The following is a 19,543-nucleotide window of genomic DNA, read 5'->3' as shown; positions in this document are numbered from 1 at the left end:
CATCTTCAGCGGTCCCAGGGCTCTTCCCGGAAGAGGCCGGCGATGTCGTCGGCGCCGATGACCAGCAGGGCCGCCGCGCTGGCGGCGGCGGCGACCCCCAGCAGCGCGTTGCGCACGAGATGACGGGGGCCGAGCGGGATCTCCGCCGCGCCGAAGCAGCGGCACGGCGCGCGTACGCCGCGGCGGAGCGCGACGAGGATCGCCGTGCTGAACGCCGCCAGGAGAGCCCCCGCCAGCACGAACCCCGGCACGGCCAGGCCGCGGACGACGAGCAGCACCGGGACCGCGCCCTCCAGCAGGACGACGCCCAGCGCGACGGGCCGCGCCCGGGCGCCCCGGAGCCCGGTCAGCCGCCGCACGGACGCCGCGAACTCGCCGGACGCGAGCGGGCGGATCTTGGTCGCGGCCGAGACCAGGAACACGATCCCGACCAGCGCCCTGCAGCCGATGACGACGTAGTCCACGGCACGCTCCTAAGCGTTCAGACGGCGGGAGACCACTCCGAGCAGCCGTCCCCCGGAGACGTAGCCGAACCTCCGGGAGTCGGCGCTGGCGGCGGGGTTGTCCCCCAGCAGCACCAGATGGCCCGCCGGGACCCGCGCGCCAGGAGCGGCCCGCACGGCCGCCGCCACCTCCTCGGGCACCGGGTCGCCGGGTACGGCGGCCGCGCGTTTGATGATCCACCGTCCGGGCGGCACCGGATCCGCCACCACGACGACCTGGCCCGGGCGGACCGCGGCCAGAGACGCCCGGCGGACCAGGACCCGTTCGCCCTCCCGGTAGGTGGGCTCCATGCTCACGCCGCGCACCGTCACGACGAGGAAGCACCGCCGCATCCGGAACCCGATCGCCAGGGTCGCGAGGCTCGCCAGGCCCGTCAGCGCGAGCGCGCCCGCCACGAGAACCGGACCGGTCACGGCTCCCTCCCGGCGACGGGGACCTCGTCCCGGTAGCCCTCGGCCTGGAGGCGGAACAGCTTCGCGTACGGGCCGCCCGCCCGGCACAGCTCGTCGTGGCCGCCCTGCTCGGCGACGCGCCCGTCCTCCAGCACCACGATCAGATCCGCGTCGCGGACCGCGCCGAGCCGGTGGGAGATGAGGAGGCTCGTCCTGCCCGCCCGGAGCAGCCGCAGCCGGCGGTGGATCTCGTGTTCGGCCCGGGCGTCCAGCCCGGCGCTCGGCTCGTCGAGGATCATCACCTCGCAGTCGTCCCGGAGAAGCGCCCGGGCGAGCGCCAGACGCTGCCACTGGCCGCCGGACAGGACCACCCCCGGGGCGGGACCGTCCCCGTCGCCCCCGTCCGCCTCCAGGAAGAAGGTCCGGCTCAGCATGGTGTCGTAGCCGCGAGGCAGCCGCCGCAAGACGTCGTCGACGCCCGCCCGCCGGGCGGCGGCCACGACGCGGTCCCGGTCCCCGAGCGCCGGCAGGTCCCCGAGCCCGATGTTCTCCGCGGCGGTGAAGTCGTAGGACATGTAGTCCTGGAAGACCGCCCCCATCCGCCGCCTGAGGTCCTCGACGGGCACGTCCCGCAGATCGACCCCGCCCCAGCGGATCGAGCCGGACGTCGGCTCGTAGAAGCGGCACAGGAGTTTCACCAGCGTGCTCTTCCCCGCCCCGTTCAGGCCGACCAGGGCCACGGACGTCCCGTGGGGGATGGTCAGGTCCACCCCGCGCAGGATCCACGGATGGTCCTCGCCGTAGCGGAACCAGACGTCCCGCAGCTCGATGTCGCCGCCCCGGGGAAGCCGCCGGGGGCGCGCGGGCGGCGGCAGGTCGGGCCCCATCCGGCCGACGTCCAGGTAGTGGCCGAACATCAGCAACTCCTGGTGGGTGCGGGCCGCCTGCTCCGCGAGCGAGCCCAGCGCCGCCTGCACGGCGGCCACCGCCACCACGAACATGGAGACGTCCCCCGCCGTGCCCGCGCCGTCCAGCGCCGCGCGGATCGCCAGGACCAGCCCGGCCCCCGCCGCGCCCGCGCTCACCAGGCTCAGCGCCGACTGCGTGGCCAGCTCCCGGCGGTCCAGGCGCCGGTGCTCCTCGTTCGCGCGCACGCGCTCGGCCCTCATCCGCCCGCGGAGGAAGTCGCCGAGCCCGAAGAGCCGGATCTCCTTGGCCGCCTGCACGTCGCCGAGGAGCCGGCCGTAGAAGATCTCCCTGCGTTCGATGGGGCTGACCTTCCACATCACCCGGGCGCGGCGGTGGCTGAGGGAGATCTCCGCGATCAGCGTGGGGACGGCGGCCCCCAGCACGGCCGCGGTGACGACCGGGCTGATCACCGCGAGCGAGACGACGAAGCCCAGCACCGTGACCGCGCTCTGGGCGACGCCGAGCGCGCCCTCCACGACCTGGCCCGGCGTGTGCCGGGCGGCCTGCTCCGCCAGGCGCAGCCGGTCCAGGAAGGCGGGGTCCTCGAACCTCCCCAGCCCGGCGAAGCCGTTCACCGCCGTGTACAGCCGGTCCTGCGCGTGGAGCGTGACCGCGCGGCCCAGCTCCGCCCGGAGGTACCGGCACGCGTGCGGCAGCGCGAGCGCCAGCGCCGCGAGGCAGGCCAGGGCGACCGACGCGGGCACGACCCGCGCGCTCTCGCCCGTCAGCCCGTCCAGCACGACCTTGGTCGACCAGGCGGTCGCGACGGGAAGGGCGGCCGCCGTCGCGGTGAGGGCCGTGTAGCCCAGCAGCGGCCGCGGCGCGGCCCGCCACGCCAGGCCCAGCGCCGCGCCCGTCTCCCCGAGGCGGGATCGCCCGCCTCCCTCCCGCGCCGTCATGCCACGATCGGGTCCGGCAGCGCCGAGAGCTCGAATCCCGCGGCCGCGACGGTGTGCCCGTCGTCCAGCAGGCAGAACGTGGGGAAGGCGCCGACTCCGAAGGCGGTGGTCACCGGGCCCCCGTGGCCCTCCGCGACCACCCGGGCGACCCGGGCCAGCGCGCCCGTCATGTCACCCGAGTCGTCGGTACCGGTGACCACCGCCAGCACCCGGTTCCTGCCGCCGGGCAGCGCTCGGGCGTACTCCGTGAATTCCGGCAGGCTTTTCCGGCACGGCTCGCAGCCGGGTGAGAAGAATCCGACGACGGTGCCCGGTTCGAGCGCGTGACGCGAGACCGCCTCGCCGTCGACCGTCAGCGCGTCGAAGTGCCCGACCGCCGATCCGACCGCGGGGAGGCGCCCGCCCCCGCCCCCGGATAATTCAGCCAATTTCCGGGTGTGTTCTTTCAGCCTTCGGATCACGGCGAGCGTCAACATGAGATTCAGCCCGCAGAGCACGCCCAGTACGATGACGGCCGCAGTCAGATAGGGCACGGTATTCGGTCCTCTCAGGTGGTGTCCCGCCGGCCGGGGCGCCCCGGCCGGCGGTACGGGAATCCGGGTTACGGCCGGTAGAGGCAACTGCCGCAGATGATCGCGCCGTCCTCGGGGTAGTAGCAGCAGTACATCGAGTGCCGGGCCCCGCACTGCTCGTACCAGCAGGACATGGCGTCCGCGTGCCCGGAGGGGACCAGCAGACTCAGGAGCCGGTCGGCCAGCGAACCGATTCTTCGCGCCATCGCTCTTCCTTTCTGTGAACGCCGATCCGTCTTTCGGTTGTCGTGAGAATCATTGGCCTCGGCCGTAGAAGTGCCGTAGAAATGGCGTAGAGATTCTGTTCAGGACTGCGTCCGGATGGAGATCGGTTGGCATCGATGAGGTTCCGCTGCCTCGGGCCTCTGGAGGTGTGGGACGGCGACCGCTGGGTGTCGCCCGGCGGGCGCAAGGTCCGCGGCGTGCTGGCCGCCCTGCTCGTACGGGCCGGGCAGAACGTGCCGGCGGACCATCTGGTTCACGAGCTGTGGGGGGAGGAGCCTCCCGCCTCGTGCCGGACCCTCGTCCGCGGCTACGTTCTGTCGTTGCGGCGGCTGCTGGGCGACCGCGACGCCGGCGTCGTCCAGTACCGCAACGGGGGCTACCGGCTGAACGTCGGGCGTGACGCCGTCGACGCGACCTGTTTCGAGGATCTCTGCGATGAGGGAGCCCGCCTGCGCGCACGCGGCGATGCGGCCGGGGCCTCCCTCCTGGTGAGGCGGGCGCTCTCGCTGTGGCGCGGGCCGGTGCTGGCGGACGTGCCCGTGACGCCGTCGGTGGCCACCTACGCGGACGTGCTCGACGAGCGCAGGCTGGCGGCGCTCGAATGGCGGATGGAGGGCGACCTCGCAGAGGGGCGGCCGGGAGATCTCGTCAAGGAGCTCGTGAGCCTCGTGGCGGAGCACCCGTTCCGCGAGGGCTTCGCCGTCCTGCTCGTGCGGGCGCTGCACCTGGCGGGGAGGCGTCCGGAGGCGCTCAGGTTCTTCGCCGACCACCGGCGGAGGCTGCGGGAGGACCTCGGTGTCGACCCCGGACCCGAGCTGCGCCGGGTGCACCAGGAGATCCTCCTGGAGGAGCGCCGTCCGGCGCCCCCGGTGCGCGCCCCGGCCCAGACACCGCCCTGCCTGCCCGACTTCACCGGCCGGGAGAAGGAGATCGGGCACTGGACGGCGGTGCTGGCCGCGGACGAGCGCCGGGCGCTCAGGACCGTCGCGATCTCCGGCCGCGCGGGGGTGGGGAAGACCACCCTGGCGGTCCACCTGGCGCACCGGCTCAGGGAGAGCTACCCCGACGGCCAGCTGTGCGCCGACTTCACCGGCCACACCACACCCGCCGCGGTGCTGGGGCAGTTCCTGCGCGCCCTCGGCGTGCCCGGCCCCGCGGTTCCCGAGCCCCTCACTGAGCGGGTCCAGCTCTACCGCAGCCTGCTCGCGGACCGGCGGGTGCTGGTGCTCGCCGACAACGCCGACGCCGAGGCGCAGGTCCGGGCGATCCAGCCGGGGTCGGCCGGCTGCGCGGTGCTGGTGACGAGCCGCAAGCGGCTGCTGGGCCTGGAATCCGCCCACTTCGTCGATCTCGACGTCCTGGAGCCCGGCGCGGCCCTCGACCTGTTCGCCGGGATCGTGACGGCCGAACGGGTCGAGGGGGAGCCCGGCGCGGCCCTGGAGATCGTCGAGCTGTGCGGCCGGTTGCCGCTGGCCGTGCGGATCGCCGGGGCACGCGCGGCGGCGCGGCCGGGGTGGCGGCTGTCCGCCGTCGCCGCGGATCTGCGTGACGAGGCGTCGAGGCTCGACCATCTCAGGGCCGGTGACCTCGATGTACGGGCCGCCATCGGCACCTCCTACGCGGGCCTGGAGCAGCCGCAGCGCCGGCTGTTCCGGCTGCTCGGTCTGCTCGACGCCCCCGACTTCCCCGCCTGGACCGCGGCGGCGCTGACCGGCGCGCCCGAGCGGGTCGCGGAGGCCTGGCTGCTCTCCCTGGTGGACGCGCGCCTCGTCGACGAGATCGGCCCCGGCCCCGCGGGACGGGCGCGTTTCCGCCTGCACGAGCTGATCCGGATCTTCGCCCGCGACCGCGCGGAGACGGAGGACGACGCGCACGCCCGGCGGGCGGCCCTGTCCCGCGCGTTCGGCGGGTGGCTCTCGCTCGCCGAGGAGGCCGACACGCGGCTTCCCGCGCGCACCGTGGCCGCGTTGCCCCCCGCCGTGGCCCGGTGGCGTCCCCACGCGGCCGAGAGCGCGGTGAGCGACCCGTTCGCCTGGTTCGAGGCGGAACGGCAGGCGATCGCCGCCTCGGTGCGGCAGTCGGCCGCCATGGGGGCGGCGGGATACGCGTGGGGGCTGGCGGCCGCCGCCCAGACGTTCTACGAGCTGCGCGACGCGCCCGAGGGCACGCGCACGCACCGGCTGGCGCTGGCCGCCTGCCGGGCGGCCGGGGACCGCCTGGGGGAGGCGACCATGTTGCGCAACCTCGCCGACCTCCACTCCGGCAAGTCCGATGCCGATCTCGACGACAAGATCGAGTCGGCCGGCACGTCCCTGCGGATCTTCCGTGAGCTCGGCGAGCGGCGCGGGGAGGCGGACGCGCTGTACCTCTGCGGTGACGCGCACCGGTTGCGCGGGGACTACGAGCGGGCTCTCTCCCGGCTCCGGGAGAGCCTCCGGATCGCCCGGTCGTGCGGCTACCCGCTCGGCGAGCTCCACGTGCTGCAGCAGTTCGGCATCATCGACAACGAACGGGGGCGTCACGACGAGGCGCTCGGTCACGCCCGTCAGGCCATGGTGATCGCCGAGAAACTGGCCAGCCCGCGCGACGAGTGCGTCGTGCGGACCCTGCTGGGCGTGATCTGCAAGCGGAGCGGCCGGTTCGCCGAGGGCGCCGAGCAGCTCCGCCGGGCCGTCGCGAAGGCCCGGTCCTCCGCCGACCCCCTGCTGGAGGCGCAGACGCTCGCCCATCTCGGGCAGCTCTACGCCGACCACGGTCACCCCGACGCCCGTCAGACGCTGGAGCGCGGCCTGGCCGCCAGTTCCGCCTGCCACTACGACTTCGGCCGGGCGGTCGCCCTCCACGGGCTCGGCCTGCTGGAGAGCGCGGAGGGGCGCCACGAGCAGGGCGTCGGCCGGCTGCGCGCCGCCGCGGAGCTGTGGGAGCGGCTGCAGAACGCCTACGGCAGGGCGCGCACCCTCGGGGCGCTCGGCGAGACCTACGCGAGGAGCGGTGACCTCACGGCCGCCCACCGGACCCTGGCGGAGGCGTGCCGGCAGTACCGGGAGCTGGGGAACGAGGCGGAGGCCGCGCGCCTCGCCGCTCTCGTGCCGCAGCCCGGGGCGCCGGCCGGCGGCTGTTGAGTCCGCCAGTCCGTCCGAGCCGTTTCCGGGGACGGCGCCGCACAGAACCTGGTGATCTTTTACAAGGAGATATGAAATTTTTTTCTGATGGAACTTGCAATGCTGTGTCCCGAGAACCTATAACTGAAGTAGGAACTTTTCGAGAAGGCAGGCTTGAGGAACCTGCCGGTTCAATGGAGGTGGTTACCGATGCTGCTGACGTCGATCGACCCGTTCGTGCAGGAGTTCGACCGTCAGTTCGACCGGCTCGCACGCCAGGCTCTCGGATGGGGCGAGGGCGACGCGCGCGGGGCCATGCCGCTGGACGGCGTCCGCCGCAAGGATGACGTTCTCCTGAAGTTCGACCTCCCCGGCATCGACCCCGACTCCATCGAGGTGACCGTCGACCGCGGCGTCCTCTCGGTGAGCGCGAGCCGTGAGGAGGAGTACGGGCAGGACGACCGCCTGTTCGTCCGGGAGCGCCCGATGGGCACCTTCACCCGCCGGGTCTACCTCTCCGAGCACCTCGACAGCGAGAAGATCGACGCGGCCTACTCCAACGGGGTCCTGGCCGTGCGCATCCCCGTGATCGAGAGGGCCAGGCCCCGCAAGGTGGAGATCCAGCGGGCCGAGCACGTGTCCGAGCAGAAGTCGATCAAGGCCTGATCCTCAGGGCCCGCACGTCGAACCACGACAGGGTGGAAACCGGGGACCCCGGTTTCCACCCTGTCGCGATTCGGGAAAGGAACGCTGATGGTCCGGCTGCCCTTCGACGACGAGCACGCGCCGCTCTACTCGGTCGGCCAGGTTGCCGACATGCTCAACGTTGAGCAGGCCTTCCTGCGCCGCCTCGACGAGTACGACGTGGTCCGCCCCGCCCGTTCCCCCGGTGGCCAGCGCCGCTACACCCGCCACGAGATCGGCCATCTCCAGAACGCCATCTCGCTCATCGGGGAGGGGATGAGCCTCACCGCGGTCCGCCGCATCTTCGAACTGCAGCAGGAGATCGCCGACCTGAGGGCCGAACTGGCCAGGGAGCGCGCCGCCCGGGAGGCGGACCGGGGGTGACGGCGGCGAGCCGGTGAGAGGAAGGCCGGGTGCCCCCGCTCGTCGCCGCCGTCGTACGCGCCGTCGCCGTCCGGCCGCGCCCGGGGCCTTCCCGGGCTCCGCGCGCTCACCCCTTGATGGCGCCGATGATCACTCCCTTGGTGAAGTGCCGCTGGACGAACGGGTAGACGAACAGCACCGGCAGCAGCGCGATGACGACGATGGCCATCTGGATCGCCAGGCTCGGCGGCGGGGCCTGGCCGGCGATCGTGCTGCTGCCGGTCTGACCCACGATCAGCGACTGGCCCTGGAGCACGTACTGCCGGAGCACGACCTGCAGCGGCCACTTGGCGTTGTCGTTCAGGTAGAGCACGGCGTTGAAGAACGAGTTCCAGTAGCCGACCGCGTAGAACAGGCCGATGACGGCCGTGACGCCCTTCGACATGGGCAGCACGATCCTGCGCAGGATGCGGAACTCGCTCGCGCCGTCGATCCGCGCGCTGTCGGTCACCTCGTCCGGGATGTTCATGAAGAACGCCCGCATGACGACGAGGTTGAACGCGGTGACCGCGCCCGGCAGGATCAGCGACCAGTAGGTGTCGATCAGTCCCAGCGAGCTGACCAGCAGGTAGTTCGGGATCAGGCCGGGCCCGAACAGGAACGTCAGCAGCACCAGGAACAGCAGCGGCCGGTGCAGCAGCGAGCCGGGCCGCGACAGTCCGTAGGCGGCCAGCACGGTGACGCCCAGGCTGATCGCCGTGCCCACGACGGTCACCCCGAGGCTGACCAGGACCGATCTGGTCACCACGCCGCCCGCGAACAGCTCCTCGTACGCGGCGAAGGACAGCTCGCCCGGCACCGTGACCAGGCCGCCCGCCTGCGACACCGTCTCCTGCGTGGACAGGCTGGTCAGCACGACCATGTAGATCGGGAACAGCACGGACGCCACGATGAGCGTGAGGACGAGGCCCTTGAGGAACGCGCCGGCGCGGCTCGGCCGCTCGGCCCAGGGAGGAAGAGTCGTCATGATCGTTTGTAGATTCCCTGCTCGCCGAATCGGTGGGCGACCTTGTTGGCTATCAGGATGAGGATCAACCCGACCAGGCCCTTGACCAGGCCCGCCGCGGCGCCGTAGCTCCACTCGCCGGTCAGCAGCGTGCGCCAGTACACGAAGGTGTCCAGCACCTCGGCGGCGTCCCGGCCGACCGCGTCACGCTGGAGGAAGAACTGCTCGAAGCCGACGTTCAGCGCCTCGCCGAGGCGCAGGATCAGCAGCAGGATGACGACCGGGCGCAGGCCGGGCAGGGTGATGTGCCACAGCCGCCGCCAGCGCGAGGCGCCGTCCACCGCCGCCGCCTCGTAGAGGTTCTGGTTGATGGCGGCCAGCGCCGCCAGGAAGATGATCGTGCCCCAGCCGGCGTCCTTCCAGATCGTCTCCGCCGTGACCAGCATGAGGAACGTGTCCGGGTTGGTCATGAGGTCGACGCCCTGGTAGCCGTGGTCCCGCAGCGTCTGCGAGAGCAGGCCGGCCCCGCCGAACATCTGCTGGAACAGCGTGACGACCAGCACCCACGAGAAGAAGTGGGGCATGTAGACGATGCCCTGGATGAACAGCCGCAGCCGGGGCCGCACCACGCTGTCCAGGAGGATGGCCAGCAGGATCGGCACGGGGAAGTAGAAGACGAGCTGGAAGGCCGTGATCGTCAGGGTGTTGAGCGTGGCGTCCCAGAAGCTCTCGTCGAACAGCAGCCAGTGGAAGTTGTCGAGGCCGACCCACGGGCTGTCCGCGATGCCCACGTAGGGGGAGTAGTCCTGGAAGGCGATGACGTTGCCGAGCAGCGGGACGTAGTGGAACACGACCAGCAGGCCGATCGCGGGCAGCGCCATGAGCAGCAGCTGCCAGTCGCGCCGGAGCCGGGCCCCGAACGGCCGGCGCCCCGACCGGCTTGTCCTCCGGGCCCCGTTGGCGACATCCTGGGAGATGCCGGTGCCGGCGGGTGAGGTCAGGTCACCCGCCGGTCCGGTCTTCACGTGGTCCCTAAGCACGGCCGTTTTCCTGCAGGACCTTCAGGTAGAACTCGCGGGCCTCGTCGCCGCCGTCCCGCCGCCACTCGCTGACGATCTGCTTGGCGTCGCTGACGGGGCGCCGGCCGCGCATGATGTCGGTGAACTTGTCCTCGGTGGGGATCTGCAGCCCGGAGTACTTGGCCGGCCGCTGGATCCTGATCCCGTCGAACGGGCCCTTCTCGATGTACGGGAAGGTGGCGTTCTGCCACTCCAAGTTGAGCTTGACCGCGTCGGGGTAGGGCCAGTCGACGTAGAGGGGGCGCCCGCTGAGGAAGCCGTAGGTGTAGGCGACCTCCTTGCGGCCGAGGTCGGTCAGCTCGGGGATGCCCTTGTCACCGCGGGTGAAGTGCTTGCCCTCCACGCCGAAGTTCGACAGCTCGTACTCCTTGGTCCCGAACGGCGCCGCGCACCAGTTGAGGATGGAGAGGATCTCCTCCACCTTCTCCTTCGGCAGCCCCTTCCTGACGAAGGTGAAGATGCCCGCCGCGGTGTTGTGGTACATCATCGGCGTGCCGCCGTCGTGGGCGAAGACCGGGAAGACGCCGAGGTTGAAGTCGGGGTTCTTGCCCCGGTGCTGCTGGAGCAGTTCCTTCCAGCCGCCGAGCCCGTCCCGGTAGACGAGGATCTGCCCGGCCCCGATCAGGTCCTTCTCGTTGGCGCCCTTGCTGCTGACGACGTTGGGGTGGACCAGCTCGTCCTTGAAGACCTTCTGCATGAACGCGAGCATCGACTCGAACTCGGGCGTCTCGTACTTGTGGACGAGCTTGCCGCCCTCGTACCGCCACTCCTGCGGGATGCGGAAGGTCGGCCACATCATCTCGTGGATGCTGCCGAACGCCCAGCGCTTGGCCTTGGCGTCGGTGATCTCCTTGCCGAGCCGGTAGAGCTCGTCGGCGGTCTTGGGGTTGGTGTTCCAGCCGTTCTTGTCGAAGAGGTCCTTGCGGTAGAGCAGCCCGTACGGGTACGGCTCGGTGGGGTACGGCACCGCCATCAGCTTGCCGTTCCAGACCGACCACTGCCAGGCGGCGGTCGGCAGGTTGGCCAGCAGGGCGTACGGCTTGACCTTGTCGCCCTGCAGGTAGGGGGTGAGGTCCTCGAAGGCCTTGTCGACGGCGGTGTTGAAGTCCGCCATCTTGTCGATCTCCCAGCTCGGGATGACCATGATGTCCGGCACGTCCCCGGCGGCGAGCCGGGCGATCGCCTTGTCGCCGTAGACGTTGCCGTCGGTGATCTGGAACTCCACGGTCGCCCCGATGCCGGCGTTGACGGCCTGGAAGTAGGAGTTCTCCGCCAGGCCGGGCGGCGGCGGGCCCCACAGCGGGGTCATCGCCTTGTAGGTGCCGCCCTTGCCCGCCTTCTGGGTGAGCGCGGGGGCGGGGCTGGCCGGGTAGGAGGTGAAGCCGCCGCTGATGTCGGGGACTCCCGGAAGGGTGGAGACCGTGCCCGGCAGGTCGGGCTTGACCCCCGCGAAGGGGGTGTAGGTCGGGGTGAGGGACGTCAGCTTGTCCGCGGCGGCGGCCGTGGCCCCTCCGCTGCCGGGCCGGGGGCCGCTCGGCGCGGAACACGCGCTGAGCAGTCCGCCGCCGGCGGCGACGACCGCACTGAGTCCTACCAGGCCGAGGAAGCCACGGCGGCTGGTCGTCGCGCCTGGGGGGAGATCGTTCACGGCGCGCTCCCTTCGTTCGTTCGAGATCTGTCGGGGGTGTCGGTTGTCCGGGGACGGACCAGGATGTCGGTTTTCGGAGTGGATCGGGGGTGTCGGTGGAGGACCCCTCCGAGGTAGAATTAGTTCGTCTTTCGACCAAACAAATTAGTCGAGGGTGACCGTCGCCACAAGGCGCCGTCGATCGCGGAACGCCGGTAGGCGGTCACAGATTGGTGAACGATGGGGCATGATGGGGCCAGCCCGGCCGAGGGAGAGCGGGACTCACCTTGATCACATCCACGACCGACCCGCAGCCCGCGGACTTCGCCGACGTGCGGGCCACCAACCTCGCCGTCGTGCTGAGGTTCGTGCGCGAGCACGCTCCGTGCTCGCGGGCCGACATCGCGGCGTCCACCGGTCTCAACAAGGCGACCGTCTCCAGCCTGGTCGCCGATCTCATCGACCGTCGCCTGGTCAGGGAGACGGGGCTGACCGAGAACCGCGTCGGCCGTCCCGCCACGATGCTCGTGCTCGACGGTTCGCCGTACGCGGCGATCGGCGTCGAGATCAACGTCGACTACGTCACCGCCGTCGCGGTGGACCTGTCGGGGCGGCGGCTGCTCTCCTGGCGCAGGTCCTTCCCCGGTGCGACCAGCGCTCCCGGTCAGGCCGTGGCCGCGGTGGCCGCGCTCGTCCGCCGGGTGACCAACCGCATGGCCAAGGAGGAACGGCAGGTCCTCGGGGTGACCGTGGGCGTGCCGGGCCTGGTCGGCATCGACGGCACCGTGCGCATCGCCCCCAACCTGGGCTGGCGTGACGCCGACCTGTGCGGTGACCTCGCCAAGGCGCTGCGGGACCCGGGCTTCCCCGTCCAGGTCGACAACGACGCCAACCTCGCCGCCCTGGCCGAGCACCGCTTCGGCCCGCAGGCCGGCACGGCTAACCTGGTCTACCTCACCGGGGAGATCGGGGTGGGAGCCGGGGTCATCCTCGACGGGCGGCTGCGCCGGGGCGGGCAGGGGTTCGGCGGCGAGATCGGCCACATCCAGCTCGACCCGCTCGGTGCCGAGTGCCGCTGCGGGCGCCGGGGCTGCCTGGAGGCCGTCGCCGGGATCGGCGCGGTGCTGGAACACGCCGAGCTCTCTCCCGCCGAGGTCGAGTCCGAACTGGACGAGGTGGCGCGCCTGGCCCGCGCCGGCGACCCCCGCACGCTCGCCGTCCTGGAGAGCGTGGGCCGCGGCCTGGGCAAGGGCGTGGCGCTGGCGGCCAACCTGCTCAACCCCGAGGTCGTCATCCTGGGCGGCTACTACGTGCCGCTGGCGCCGTGGCTGCTGCCCGCGGTGGAGGCCGAGGTGCGGGGGCGCACGATCGCGCCGGACGCGGGGGGCTGCCGGGTCGTGGCCTCCACACTCGGCTACGACGCGGCGGCGCTGGGTGGCGCGGCCAGGGTGCTCGACTCGGTCGATTCGGGCCGTTTGCCGCGGATCTCTTGACCTGAGCCTCACATGGGTGCACCCTTCAGGGAAGCTCCGTTCGAAACACGCGCGTAACGAACGCCGGAACGCGCGGTGACGTTCGGAGTCTTCCCGGACCGATTATCGAAGCGCTTCGACAGAAGCGCGTTTCCATGGCCGCATGTCGAAGCGCTTCGACGCTCTCAAAGGGATGGTCCCCCCATGAACGAACCGTTCCGCGACCCCGAACTCCCCCTCGACCGGCGGATCGCCGACCTGCAGGGCAGGATGACGCTCCGGGAGAAGGTCGGGCTGCTGCACCAGTACCAGGCGCCGGTCGAGCGGCTCGGGCTCGACCCGTTCCGCACCGGCACCGAGGCGCTGCACGGCCTGGCCTGGCTCGGTCCCGCGACGGTGTTCCCGCAGGCGATCGGGCTGGCCAGCACCTGGGATCCGGAACTCGTCAGGCGGGTGGGGGAGGCCACGAGCGACGAGGTCCTCGCCTTCCACCACAAGGACCCCGCCGGGGCCGGGCGCAACGTCTGGGCTCCGGTGGTCAACCCCCTGCGCGACCCCCGCTGGGGGCGGAACGAGGAGGGCTACTCCGAGGACCCGTGGCTGACCGGTGTCATGGCGGCGGCGTACGCCTCCGGCCTTCGTGGGAGCGCTCCCAATGTGCTGAAGACGGCACCCACGCTCAAGCACTTCCTCGGCTACAACAACGAGACCGACCGCTGCGTCACCTCCAGCAACCTGCCGCCCCGGGTGCTGCACGAGTACGAGCTCCCCGCCTACCGCCCCGCCCTGGAGCAGGGCGCCGCGGTGGCCGTGATGCCCTCGTACAACCTGGTCAACGGCCGCCCGGCGCACCTGAGCCCGTTGATCGGCGAGGTGCTGCGGCGGTGGGCGCCCGACGACGTGCTGGTGGTCAGCGACGCCTACGCCCCCGGCAACCTCACCGGCCTGCAGGCCTACCACGACGACCTCCCCGAGGCGTACGCCCACGCGATCCGGGCCGGGCTCGACAGCTTCACCCAGGACGACGACCGGTCCGAGGCCACCCTCGGCCACATCCACGAGGCGCTGGAACGCGGCCTGCTCACCGAGGCGGACATCGACGCCGCCGTCCGGCACGCGCTGTCCATCCGCTTCCGGCTGGGCGAGTTCGACCCCGCGACCCCCTACGACGACATCACCGAGGCGGTCGTCAACTGCCCCGAGCACCAGGAGCTGGCCCGCGAGGCCGCCCGTCGCTCGATCGTGCTGCTGCGCAACGACGGCATCCTCCCGCTGGCCCCCTCGGTGCGGCGGATCGCGGTCATCGGCCAGCTCGGCGACACGCTGATGGAGGACTGGTACTCGGGCACCCTCCCGTACGCCGTCACCGCCCGCGCCGGGCTCGCCGAGCGGTGCGAGACCGTGTTCTGCGAGGCCGTGGACCGGATCACGCTGTCGGTGGACGGCGGGTACGTCATCGCCGACCTCGGCGGCGGACCGCTCGGCGTCGGCACCGAGCCCGACCTGTTCGACCTGTTCGACTGGGGTGGCGGCGCCTACGCCCTGCGCGCCGTGGCGACCGGCCGTCACCTCTCGGTCGACGACGAGGGGGTGCTGGTCAACGACCAGCCCGGCCCCAACGGCTGGGAGGTGCGCCAGACCTTCCGGATGGAGGACCGGCCCCGCGGGACGCTGGCGCTGCGGCACATCTCCACCGGCCGCTACCTCGCGCTGGACGGCGGCGCGTTCCGCCTGGTCGACGACGCCGACGCCGCGACCTGGCTCACCATGGAGCGGGTCGCCGACGGCGCCGAGTCCGCCGCCGCGCTCGCCGCGACCGCCGACGTGGCCGTGGTGGTCGTCGGCGACCACCCGCTGGTCAACGGCAGGGAGACCGAGGACCGCCTCGACCTGGCGCTGCCCGCCGCGCAGGAGGCCGTGGTGCGGGCCGTGCGCGCGGCCAACCCCAGGACCGTCATGGTGATCAGCAGTGGCTACCCGGTGACCTGGGCCGACGAGGACCTCCCCGCGGTGCTGTGGTCCTCGCACGGGGGCCAGGAGTACGGTCACGCGCTGGCCGAGGTGCTGTTCGGCGACGCGGACCCGGAGGGACGGCTCACCCAGACCTGGTACCGCTCGGCGTGCGAGCTGCCCGACCTGCTCGACTACGACATCATCGCCACCGACGCGACCTACCAGTACTACCGGGGGACCCCGCTCTACCCCTTCGGTCACGGCCTGAGCTACACCACCTTCGACTACGCCGACCTGGCCGTGTCGGTGGCGGACGGCCGCCTGACCGCCTCGGCCACCGTCACCAACACCGGGCCCCGGGCCGGGGTGGAGGTCGTGCAGATCTACACCCGCCAGCGCCGCTCCCGGGTCAAGCAGGCGCTGCGCCGCCTGCGGGGCTTCGTCAAGGTGCGGCTCGCCCCGGGCGAGAGCACCCGGATCACCTGGAGCCTCGACATCCGCGAGCTGGCCTTCTGGGACGTCACCAGGAACCGGTTCGTCGTCGAGGACGCGCCCCACAAGATCATGATCGGCCGTTCCTCCCGCGACATCCGGCTGTGCGCGCCCTTCCACGTCGACGGCGAGGAGATCCCGCCGCGGGCGGCCTTCGCCGGTCCGATCGCCGCGGCCGACCACGACGAGTACGACTCGGTGGCGTTCGCGGACGCCTCCAGGGTCGCGGGCGACGCCGTCCGCTCCACCGCGGAGGGGGCGTGGATCCTGTTCCGCTCGCTCGACCTGGGGTCCGGGGCCGCCTCCTGCGCCGTCACCGCGACCAGCGCCGAGGGCGGCGTGATCACGCTGCGCCTGGACGACCCCCTCTACGGGCCGGTCGTCGGCGACCTGCCGGTGCCCCGGGGCGGCCGCTACGACCTCACCGAGATCCGCGCCGGACTTGCGGACCTCCGGGGAGTACACGATCTTTATGTGGTGTTCGAGAACGCGGGGATCACCGTGGCCGCCATCAGCTTCGACGAGACCGCGTGAACGAGCGCGCTGACCGCGCCCGCCGACGCGCGGCGCGTTCCGGGTGCGCGGCCCACCTTGGGTTTGTTGCGCGTCTCGGGTGCGTGGCCCGCTCCGGGCGTGCGGTGCGTTCCGGGCATACGGTGTATTCCGGGTGTACGGTGCGCCTCGGACGCGCGGCGCGCTCCGGACCGGCGGGCGAGGAGGAGCGGATGGACGGCGCGGGCGGGCGCCGCGGGCGCGCGGCACGCCGGGGGCCGCGGGGCGAGGTGATCGCGTGAGCGGCCGGGCGGTGACGATCAGCGAGGTCGCCAGGCACGCGGGGGTCGCGGTGAGCACGGTGTCGTACGTGCTCAGCGGGAAGCGCACGATCTCGGCCGACACCCGGCGCCGGGTGCTCGACAGCGTGCGGATCCTGGGCTACCACCCCAACGCCGGGGCCAGGGCGCTGGCCAGCAGGCGGGCCAACGTCATCGCGCTGGTGCTCCCGCTGCGGGCGGGCATGCACGTCCCGGTGCTGATGCAGTTCGCCACCTCGGTGGTCACCGCGGCGCGGCAGTACGACCACGACGTGCTGCTGCTGACCGCCGACGAGGGGGCCGACGGGCTCCGCAGGGCGGCGGCGAGCGCCCTGGTGGACGGGCTGGTGCTGATGGACGTCGAGCTCCACGACAGCCGGGTCCCGCTGCTGCGCGAGCTCGCCGAGCCGAGCGTGCTGATCGGCTTCCCCGCCGACCCGGCCGGGCTGACCTGCGTCGACCTCGACTTCGCGCGGGCCGGCGCGCTCTGCGTGGAGCACCTGGCCGGACGTGGGCACCGGGAGGTCGCGCTGCTCGGCGCCCCCTCGGTGGTCTACGAGCGCGGCACCGGCTTCGCCCGCCGGACCCGGGAGGGCTTCACCGAGGCCGTGGCCGAGCACGGCCTGACCGGCGTGGCGCTGCCCTGCGAGGAGAGCTTCGACCAGGTGTTCGCCGCGGTCGCCGGGCTCCTCGACGCCAGGCCCGGCCTGTCCGGGCTGGTCGTGCACAACGAGGCCGCGGTCAACCACGTGCTGGGGGCGCTGCGCCAGCTCGGCAGGAGGGTGCCGGACGACGTCGCGGTGGTGGCGATCTGCCCCGACGACATCGCGGAACGCTCCAGTCCGGCGCTGACCTCGGTGCTGATCCCGGCCGAGGAGGTCGGCCGCCAGGCGGTGCGGCTGCTCATGGAGAAGCTGGAGGGCCGCACCGTCCCCGGCGGAACCCTCCTGGAACCCCGTCTCACGGCGCGTGACAGCACCTGACCGGGCCCGTCCGCGGGAGGGAGCCCGCGCCGGGCGGTCAGCCCGCGACGCGGTTGCGGTAGGCCCAGGCGGCGATCTCCACCCGGTCGCGCGCGAGGTCATGGTGCTGCTCCGTCTTCCCTGACCCGCGGACGGCGCAGGCCCGCTGCCCGCGCGGCTCTCATACGGCCGGCCCGCCGGCCCGGCTAGCCCGCTTCCGTACGGCCGGCCCGCTGCGCGCACGGACAGGCCCGCCACACGTATGGCAGGCCCGGCCGCGGCCTGCCCGGTGTCTCCCGCGAGAAGAAGGGCGCGCCTCCCGAGAAGGGAGACGCGCCCTCGTGCGGTTCCTCAGGAGCGGCTACCAGTCGCCGCCGCCGAAGTCACCCCCGCCGAAGTCGCCTCCGCCGCCGAAGTCGCCCCAGCCTCCGCCGCCGAAGTCGCCGCCGCCCCCGCCGAAGTCGGTGCCGCCCCCACCGTCGGCGAAGCCCTGCTCGTAGCCGTAGCCGCCCATGCCCCAGCCGCCGCTCATCATGCCGCCGAGCATGGTGCCGACGAGCATGCCGGTCATCACGTCGCCGAAGCCGCCGTAGTAGCCGTAGGCGTAGGGCTGGTAGGCCGGGCCCGCGTCGTAGTACGGCCGGCGGTGGCCGTCGACCATGACCTCGCGGGTCTGCGGCTCGAAGCCGCGCTCGACCGCCTCCGCGTCGGCCGCGCAGGCGGGCACGTCGCGGGGCACGCCGCCGGGCGGGGCCCAGCGCACGTCACGGACCGACGGGCCGTGCTGCGGGTTGAAGAAGCACGGGGAGCGCCGCTCGGGGAGCGGCTGGTGGTTGACCCGGGCCTTCACGCAGGCGAGCGCGTAGCGGCCCTCCTCCAGCGCGGTGGTCACGCCGCGGAGGTCGTCGGGGCGCTTGACCGCCACCAGCTCCGTCTTGGCCCGGTCGTAGGAGTCGAGGGCGCGCTGCCAGTCCTGGTTGTGGTCGCCGCTGTCGCCGAGCAGCTTGACGTCGGTGTCGAGGTCGGTGATCTCCTCGCCGAACTTGGTGACGTCCTCGTCCACGGTCTGCTTGACCGCGGCCAGCTCGGCGGCCTCGCGGGCCGCGCGCTCCTTGTTCTTCTTGCGCGAGTAGAGGAAGAGGCCGCCGCCGCCGACCAGGGCCAGCACCAGGATGCCGACCAGCACGCCCAGCCCGGAGCCGCCGGAGGACGAACCGGAGCGGCCGGTGCCCGCGCCGACCGCGGCGTCGTCGGCCAGCCTGATGAAGTTGACCACGTTGTCGGTCGGGCTGTCGCTGGTCCTCGCGCGGTTGAGCAGCTCGTCGACGTCGACGCCCCTGATGTTGGAGGCGCCGTACGGGGTCTTGCCGTCCATGATCAGGACGGTGGCCTTGCCGCCCACCCCCCTGAGGGCGGACCTCAGCAGGGTCCCGGCCTGCGACTGGCTGGTGATGGAGCCGTCGGGCAGCAGCGCCACGTAGACGGAGGAGGTCTGCTCAGCCGCGCCGCGCATGGCGTCGGCGGCGTTGGCAGGAACATCCGCCGCGGGATCGGCGTAGAAGTGGTCGCCGTCCTTCAGCTCCGCGACGAGCGTGTCGGGGTCGGGCGCCGCGGCGTGGGCCGCCGGGACGATCATGAAGATGGCCAGCAGCCCCGCGAGCACTGCGAATATCGCGGCGCCGAGGCGACCTGGCGCGGTTTTTGTGGTGATCACGGCAGAAAGCCTCCTTCGTCCTGAGGACGAATGAGTGGACGGCAGAGTTCCCTCTCTTCGGACCTATCCACTCAGGCACCGGTCAATCCTCGGCCCGCGCCTCGTGCGAGATCACCGGCCCCCACCCCGCGAACGGATCCCTCGCTCCCCGGCACGGGGCGGGCCGCGCGGGGAACGCGCCCGGCCGAGGTGCCGCCCGGCGCGCAGGAGAACTTCGCGCAGGTGACGGTGGTCAGGACCTTCACCGGGAACGTCGCGGGGCCGAAGGCGCACGTGCTCCGGTGGCCGTCCGAGTCGAGATCGGCCTGAGATCTGTCGCGACGGCCTTGGAACTCCCGGCGGGAGAAGACCGCCGTGCCGGTCTCCGCCTCCGCTCAGGCGTCCTTGATCTCGCAGATCGCGGCCCCGGGGGTGACGGTCTGACCGACCTGGGCGGCCAGCCCGGTGACGGTGCCCGCCTTGTGCGCGGCCAGCGGCTGCTCCATCTTCATCGCCTCCAGCACGACGATCGTGTCACCCGCCGCGACGGTGTCGCCGTCGGCGGCGACGACCTTGACGATCGTCCCCTGCATCGGGCTGACCAGCGCGTCACCGCTCGCGACCTTCTTCGCCGCCCCGCCGCCGGCGCGGCGCGGGGCCTTCGACGCGGTACGGCCCGTGCCCCCGGCCGGGCTGCCGAACCCGGCGGGCAGCGCGACCTCCAGGCGTTTGCCGCCC

Annotated in this window: 15 protein-coding genes and 1 pseudogene; 6 read left to right on the top strand and 10 right to left on the bottom strand. The window is 72.5% G+C overall.

Annotated elements, in window-relative coordinates:
* Positions 1-5 precede the first annotated feature (5 nt).
* The 5 genes from ABD841_RS23535 to ABD841_RS23515 all read right to left on the bottom strand — a co-directional run bounded on the left by ABD841_RS23535 (position 6) and on the right by ABD841_RS23515 (position 3,542).
* Positions 6-464, bottom strand: a complete 459-nt coding sequence (locus tag ABD841_RS23535) for a MauE/DoxX family redox-associated membrane protein (protein WP_344975724.1) — start codon at positions 462-464, stop codon at positions 6-8.
* A 9-nt stretch (positions 465-473) separates the two neighbouring features.
* Positions 474-917: a S26 family signal peptidase gene (locus ABD841_RS23530; protein ID WP_344975721.1), complete on the bottom strand. Its 444-nt coding sequence runs from the start codon at positions 915-917 to the stop codon at positions 474-476.
* Positions 914-2,764, bottom strand: a complete 1,851-nt coding sequence (locus tag ABD841_RS23525; RefSeq protein WP_344975718.1) for an ABC transporter ATP-binding protein — start codon at positions 2,762-2,764, stop codon at positions 914-916. Before ABD841_RS23525 ends, ABD841_RS23530 begins: the two co-directional genes overlap by 4 nt.
* Positions 2,761-3,297, bottom strand: a complete 537-nt coding sequence (locus ABD841_RS23520; protein WP_344975715.1) for a TlpA disulfide reductase family protein — start codon at positions 3,295-3,297, stop codon at positions 2,761-2,763. Before ABD841_RS23520 ends, ABD841_RS23525 begins: the two co-directional genes overlap by 4 nt.
* 68 nt (positions 3,298-3,365) lie before the next feature.
* Entirely contained in the window at positions 3,366-3,542 is a 177-nt protein-coding gene (locus ABD841_RS23515; protein WP_344975712.1) for a hypothetical protein, read from the bottom strand.
* A gap of 135 nt (positions 3,543-3,677) precedes the next feature.
* On the opposite strand from ABD841_RS23515, the gene ABD841_RS23510 reads away from it, so the two are divergent.
* The 3 genes from ABD841_RS23510 to ABD841_RS23500 all read left to right on the top strand — a co-directional run bounded on the left by ABD841_RS23510 (position 3,678) and on the right by ABD841_RS23500 (position 7,730).
* Positions 3,678-6,683, top strand: a complete 3,006-nt coding sequence (locus ABD841_RS23510) for an AfsR/SARP family transcriptional regulator (protein ID WP_344975873.1) — start codon at positions 3,678-3,680, stop codon at positions 6,681-6,683.
* Positions 6,684-6,872: 189 nt separating this feature from the next.
* Positions 6,873-7,328 carry an Hsp20/alpha crystallin family protein gene (locus ABD841_RS23505; protein WP_344975710.1) on the top strand — a complete coding sequence of 152 codons (456 nt, stop codon included), beginning with the start codon at positions 6,873-6,875 and terminating at the stop codon, positions 7,326-7,328.
* Between the two features lie 87 nt (positions 7,329-7,415).
* A complete protein-coding gene (locus ABD841_RS23500; RefSeq protein ID WP_344975707.1) occupies positions 7,416-7,730 on the top strand; it encodes a MerR family transcriptional regulator in 315 nt (104 codons plus the stop codon).
* Positions 7,731-7,836: 106 nt separating this feature from the next.
* Here ABD841_RS23500 and ABD841_RS23495 read toward each other — a convergent pair whose 3' ends face one another.
* Genes ABD841_RS23495 through ABD841_RS23485 form a run of 3 tightly spaced genes read right to left on the bottom strand, consistent with a single transcriptional unit; the run spans position 7,837 to position 11,442 of the window.
* The gene (locus ABD841_RS23495) at positions 7,837-8,736 is read right to left on the bottom strand and encodes a carbohydrate ABC transporter permease (RefSeq protein ID WP_344975704.1); all 900 of its coding nucleotides are present in this window, start codon (positions 8,734-8,736) and stop codon (positions 7,837-7,839) included.
* Entirely contained in the window at positions 8,733-9,755 is a 1,023-nt protein-coding gene (locus ABD841_RS23490) for an ABC transporter permease (RefSeq protein WP_344975701.1), read from the bottom strand. The genes ABD841_RS23495 and ABD841_RS23490 overlap by 4 nt, the downstream gene beginning before the upstream one ends.
* A complete protein-coding gene (locus ABD841_RS23485) occupies positions 9,748-11,442 on the bottom strand; it encodes an extracellular solute-binding protein (RefSeq protein WP_344975698.1) in 1,695 nt (564 codons plus the stop codon). Before ABD841_RS23485 ends, ABD841_RS23490 begins: the two co-directional genes overlap by 8 nt.
* 266 nt (positions 11,443-11,708) lie before the next feature.
* Between ABD841_RS23485 and ABD841_RS23480 the strand changes: the two genes are divergently transcribed.
* The 3 genes from ABD841_RS23480 to ABD841_RS23470 all read left to right on the top strand — a co-directional run bounded on the left by ABD841_RS23480 (position 11,709) and on the right by ABD841_RS23470 (position 17,133).
* Positions 11,709-12,914, top strand: a complete 1,206-nt coding sequence (locus ABD841_RS23480) for an ROK family protein (protein ID WP_344975695.1) — start codon at positions 11,709-11,711, stop codon at positions 12,912-12,914.
* Between the two features lie 183 nt (positions 12,915-13,097).
* Positions 13,098-15,872, top strand: coding sequence for a glycoside hydrolase family 3 C-terminal domain-containing protein (locus tag ABD841_RS23475; RefSeq protein WP_344975692.1), 2,775 nt, complete (start codon positions 13,098-13,100; stop codon positions 15,870-15,872).
* A gap of 256 nt (positions 15,873-16,128) precedes the next feature.
* Positions 16,129-17,133, top strand: a complete 1,005-nt coding sequence (locus ABD841_RS23470) for a LacI family DNA-binding transcriptional regulator (RefSeq protein ID WP_344975690.1) — start codon at positions 16,129-16,131, stop codon at positions 17,131-17,133.
* A 340-nt stretch (positions 17,134-17,473) separates the two neighbouring features.
* Here ABD841_RS23470 and ABD841_RS23465 read toward each other — a convergent pair whose 3' ends face one another.
* Together ABD841_RS23465 and ABD841_RS23460 are read right to left on the bottom strand one after the other, a co-directional pair.
* The gene (locus ABD841_RS23465; protein WP_344975687.1) at positions 17,474-18,826 is read right to left on the bottom strand and encodes a hypothetical protein; all 1,353 of its coding nucleotides are present in this window, start codon (positions 18,824-18,826) and stop codon (positions 17,474-17,476) included.
* 374 nt (positions 18,827-19,200) lie between these two features.
* Positions 19,201-19,543, bottom strand: a pseudogene (locus ABD841_RS23460) (acyl-CoA carboxylase biotin carboxyl carrier protein subunit); the annotation flags it as partial.

This window comes from Streptosporangium fragile (genome assembly GCF_039534445.1).
In the GTDB taxonomy this organism is placed as follows: Bacteria; Actinomycetota; Actinomycetes; order Streptosporangiales; family Streptosporangiaceae; genus Streptosporangium; species Streptosporangium fragile.
The sequence above is the reverse complement of the archived record's forward strand: the minus strand, read 5'-3'. Positions and strand labels throughout refer to the sequence as shown.

Bases quoted from the DNA above. Each gene is read 5' to 3' on its own strand.
- ABD841_RS23525 (WP_344975718.1), bottom strand. From the start codon at position 2,764: ATGACGGCGCGGGAGGGAGGCGGGCGATCCCGCCTCGGGGAGACGGGC.
- ABD841_RS23515 (WP_344975712.1), bottom strand. From the start codon at position 3,542: ATGGCGCGAAGAATCGGTTCGCTGGCCGACCGGCTCCTGAGTCTGCTG.
- ABD841_RS23510 (WP_344975873.1), top strand. From the start codon at position 3,678: ATGAGGTTCCGCTGCCTCGGGCCTCTGGAGGTGTGGGACGGCGACCGC.
- ABD841_RS23505 (WP_344975710.1), top strand. From the start codon at position 6,873: ATGCTGCTGACGTCGATCGACCCGTTCGTGCAGGAGTTCGACCGTCAG.
- ABD841_RS23500 (WP_344975707.1), top strand. From the start codon at position 7,416: ATGGTCCGGCTGCCCTTCGACGACGAGCACGCGCCGCTCTACTCGGTC.
- ABD841_RS23495 (WP_344975704.1), bottom strand. From the start codon at position 8,736: ATGACGACTCTTCCTCCCTGGGCCGAGCGGCCGAGCCGCGCCGGCGCG.
- ABD841_RS23475 (WP_344975692.1), top strand. From the start codon at position 13,098: ATGAACGAACCGTTCCGCGACCCCGAACTCCCCCTCGACCGGCGGATC.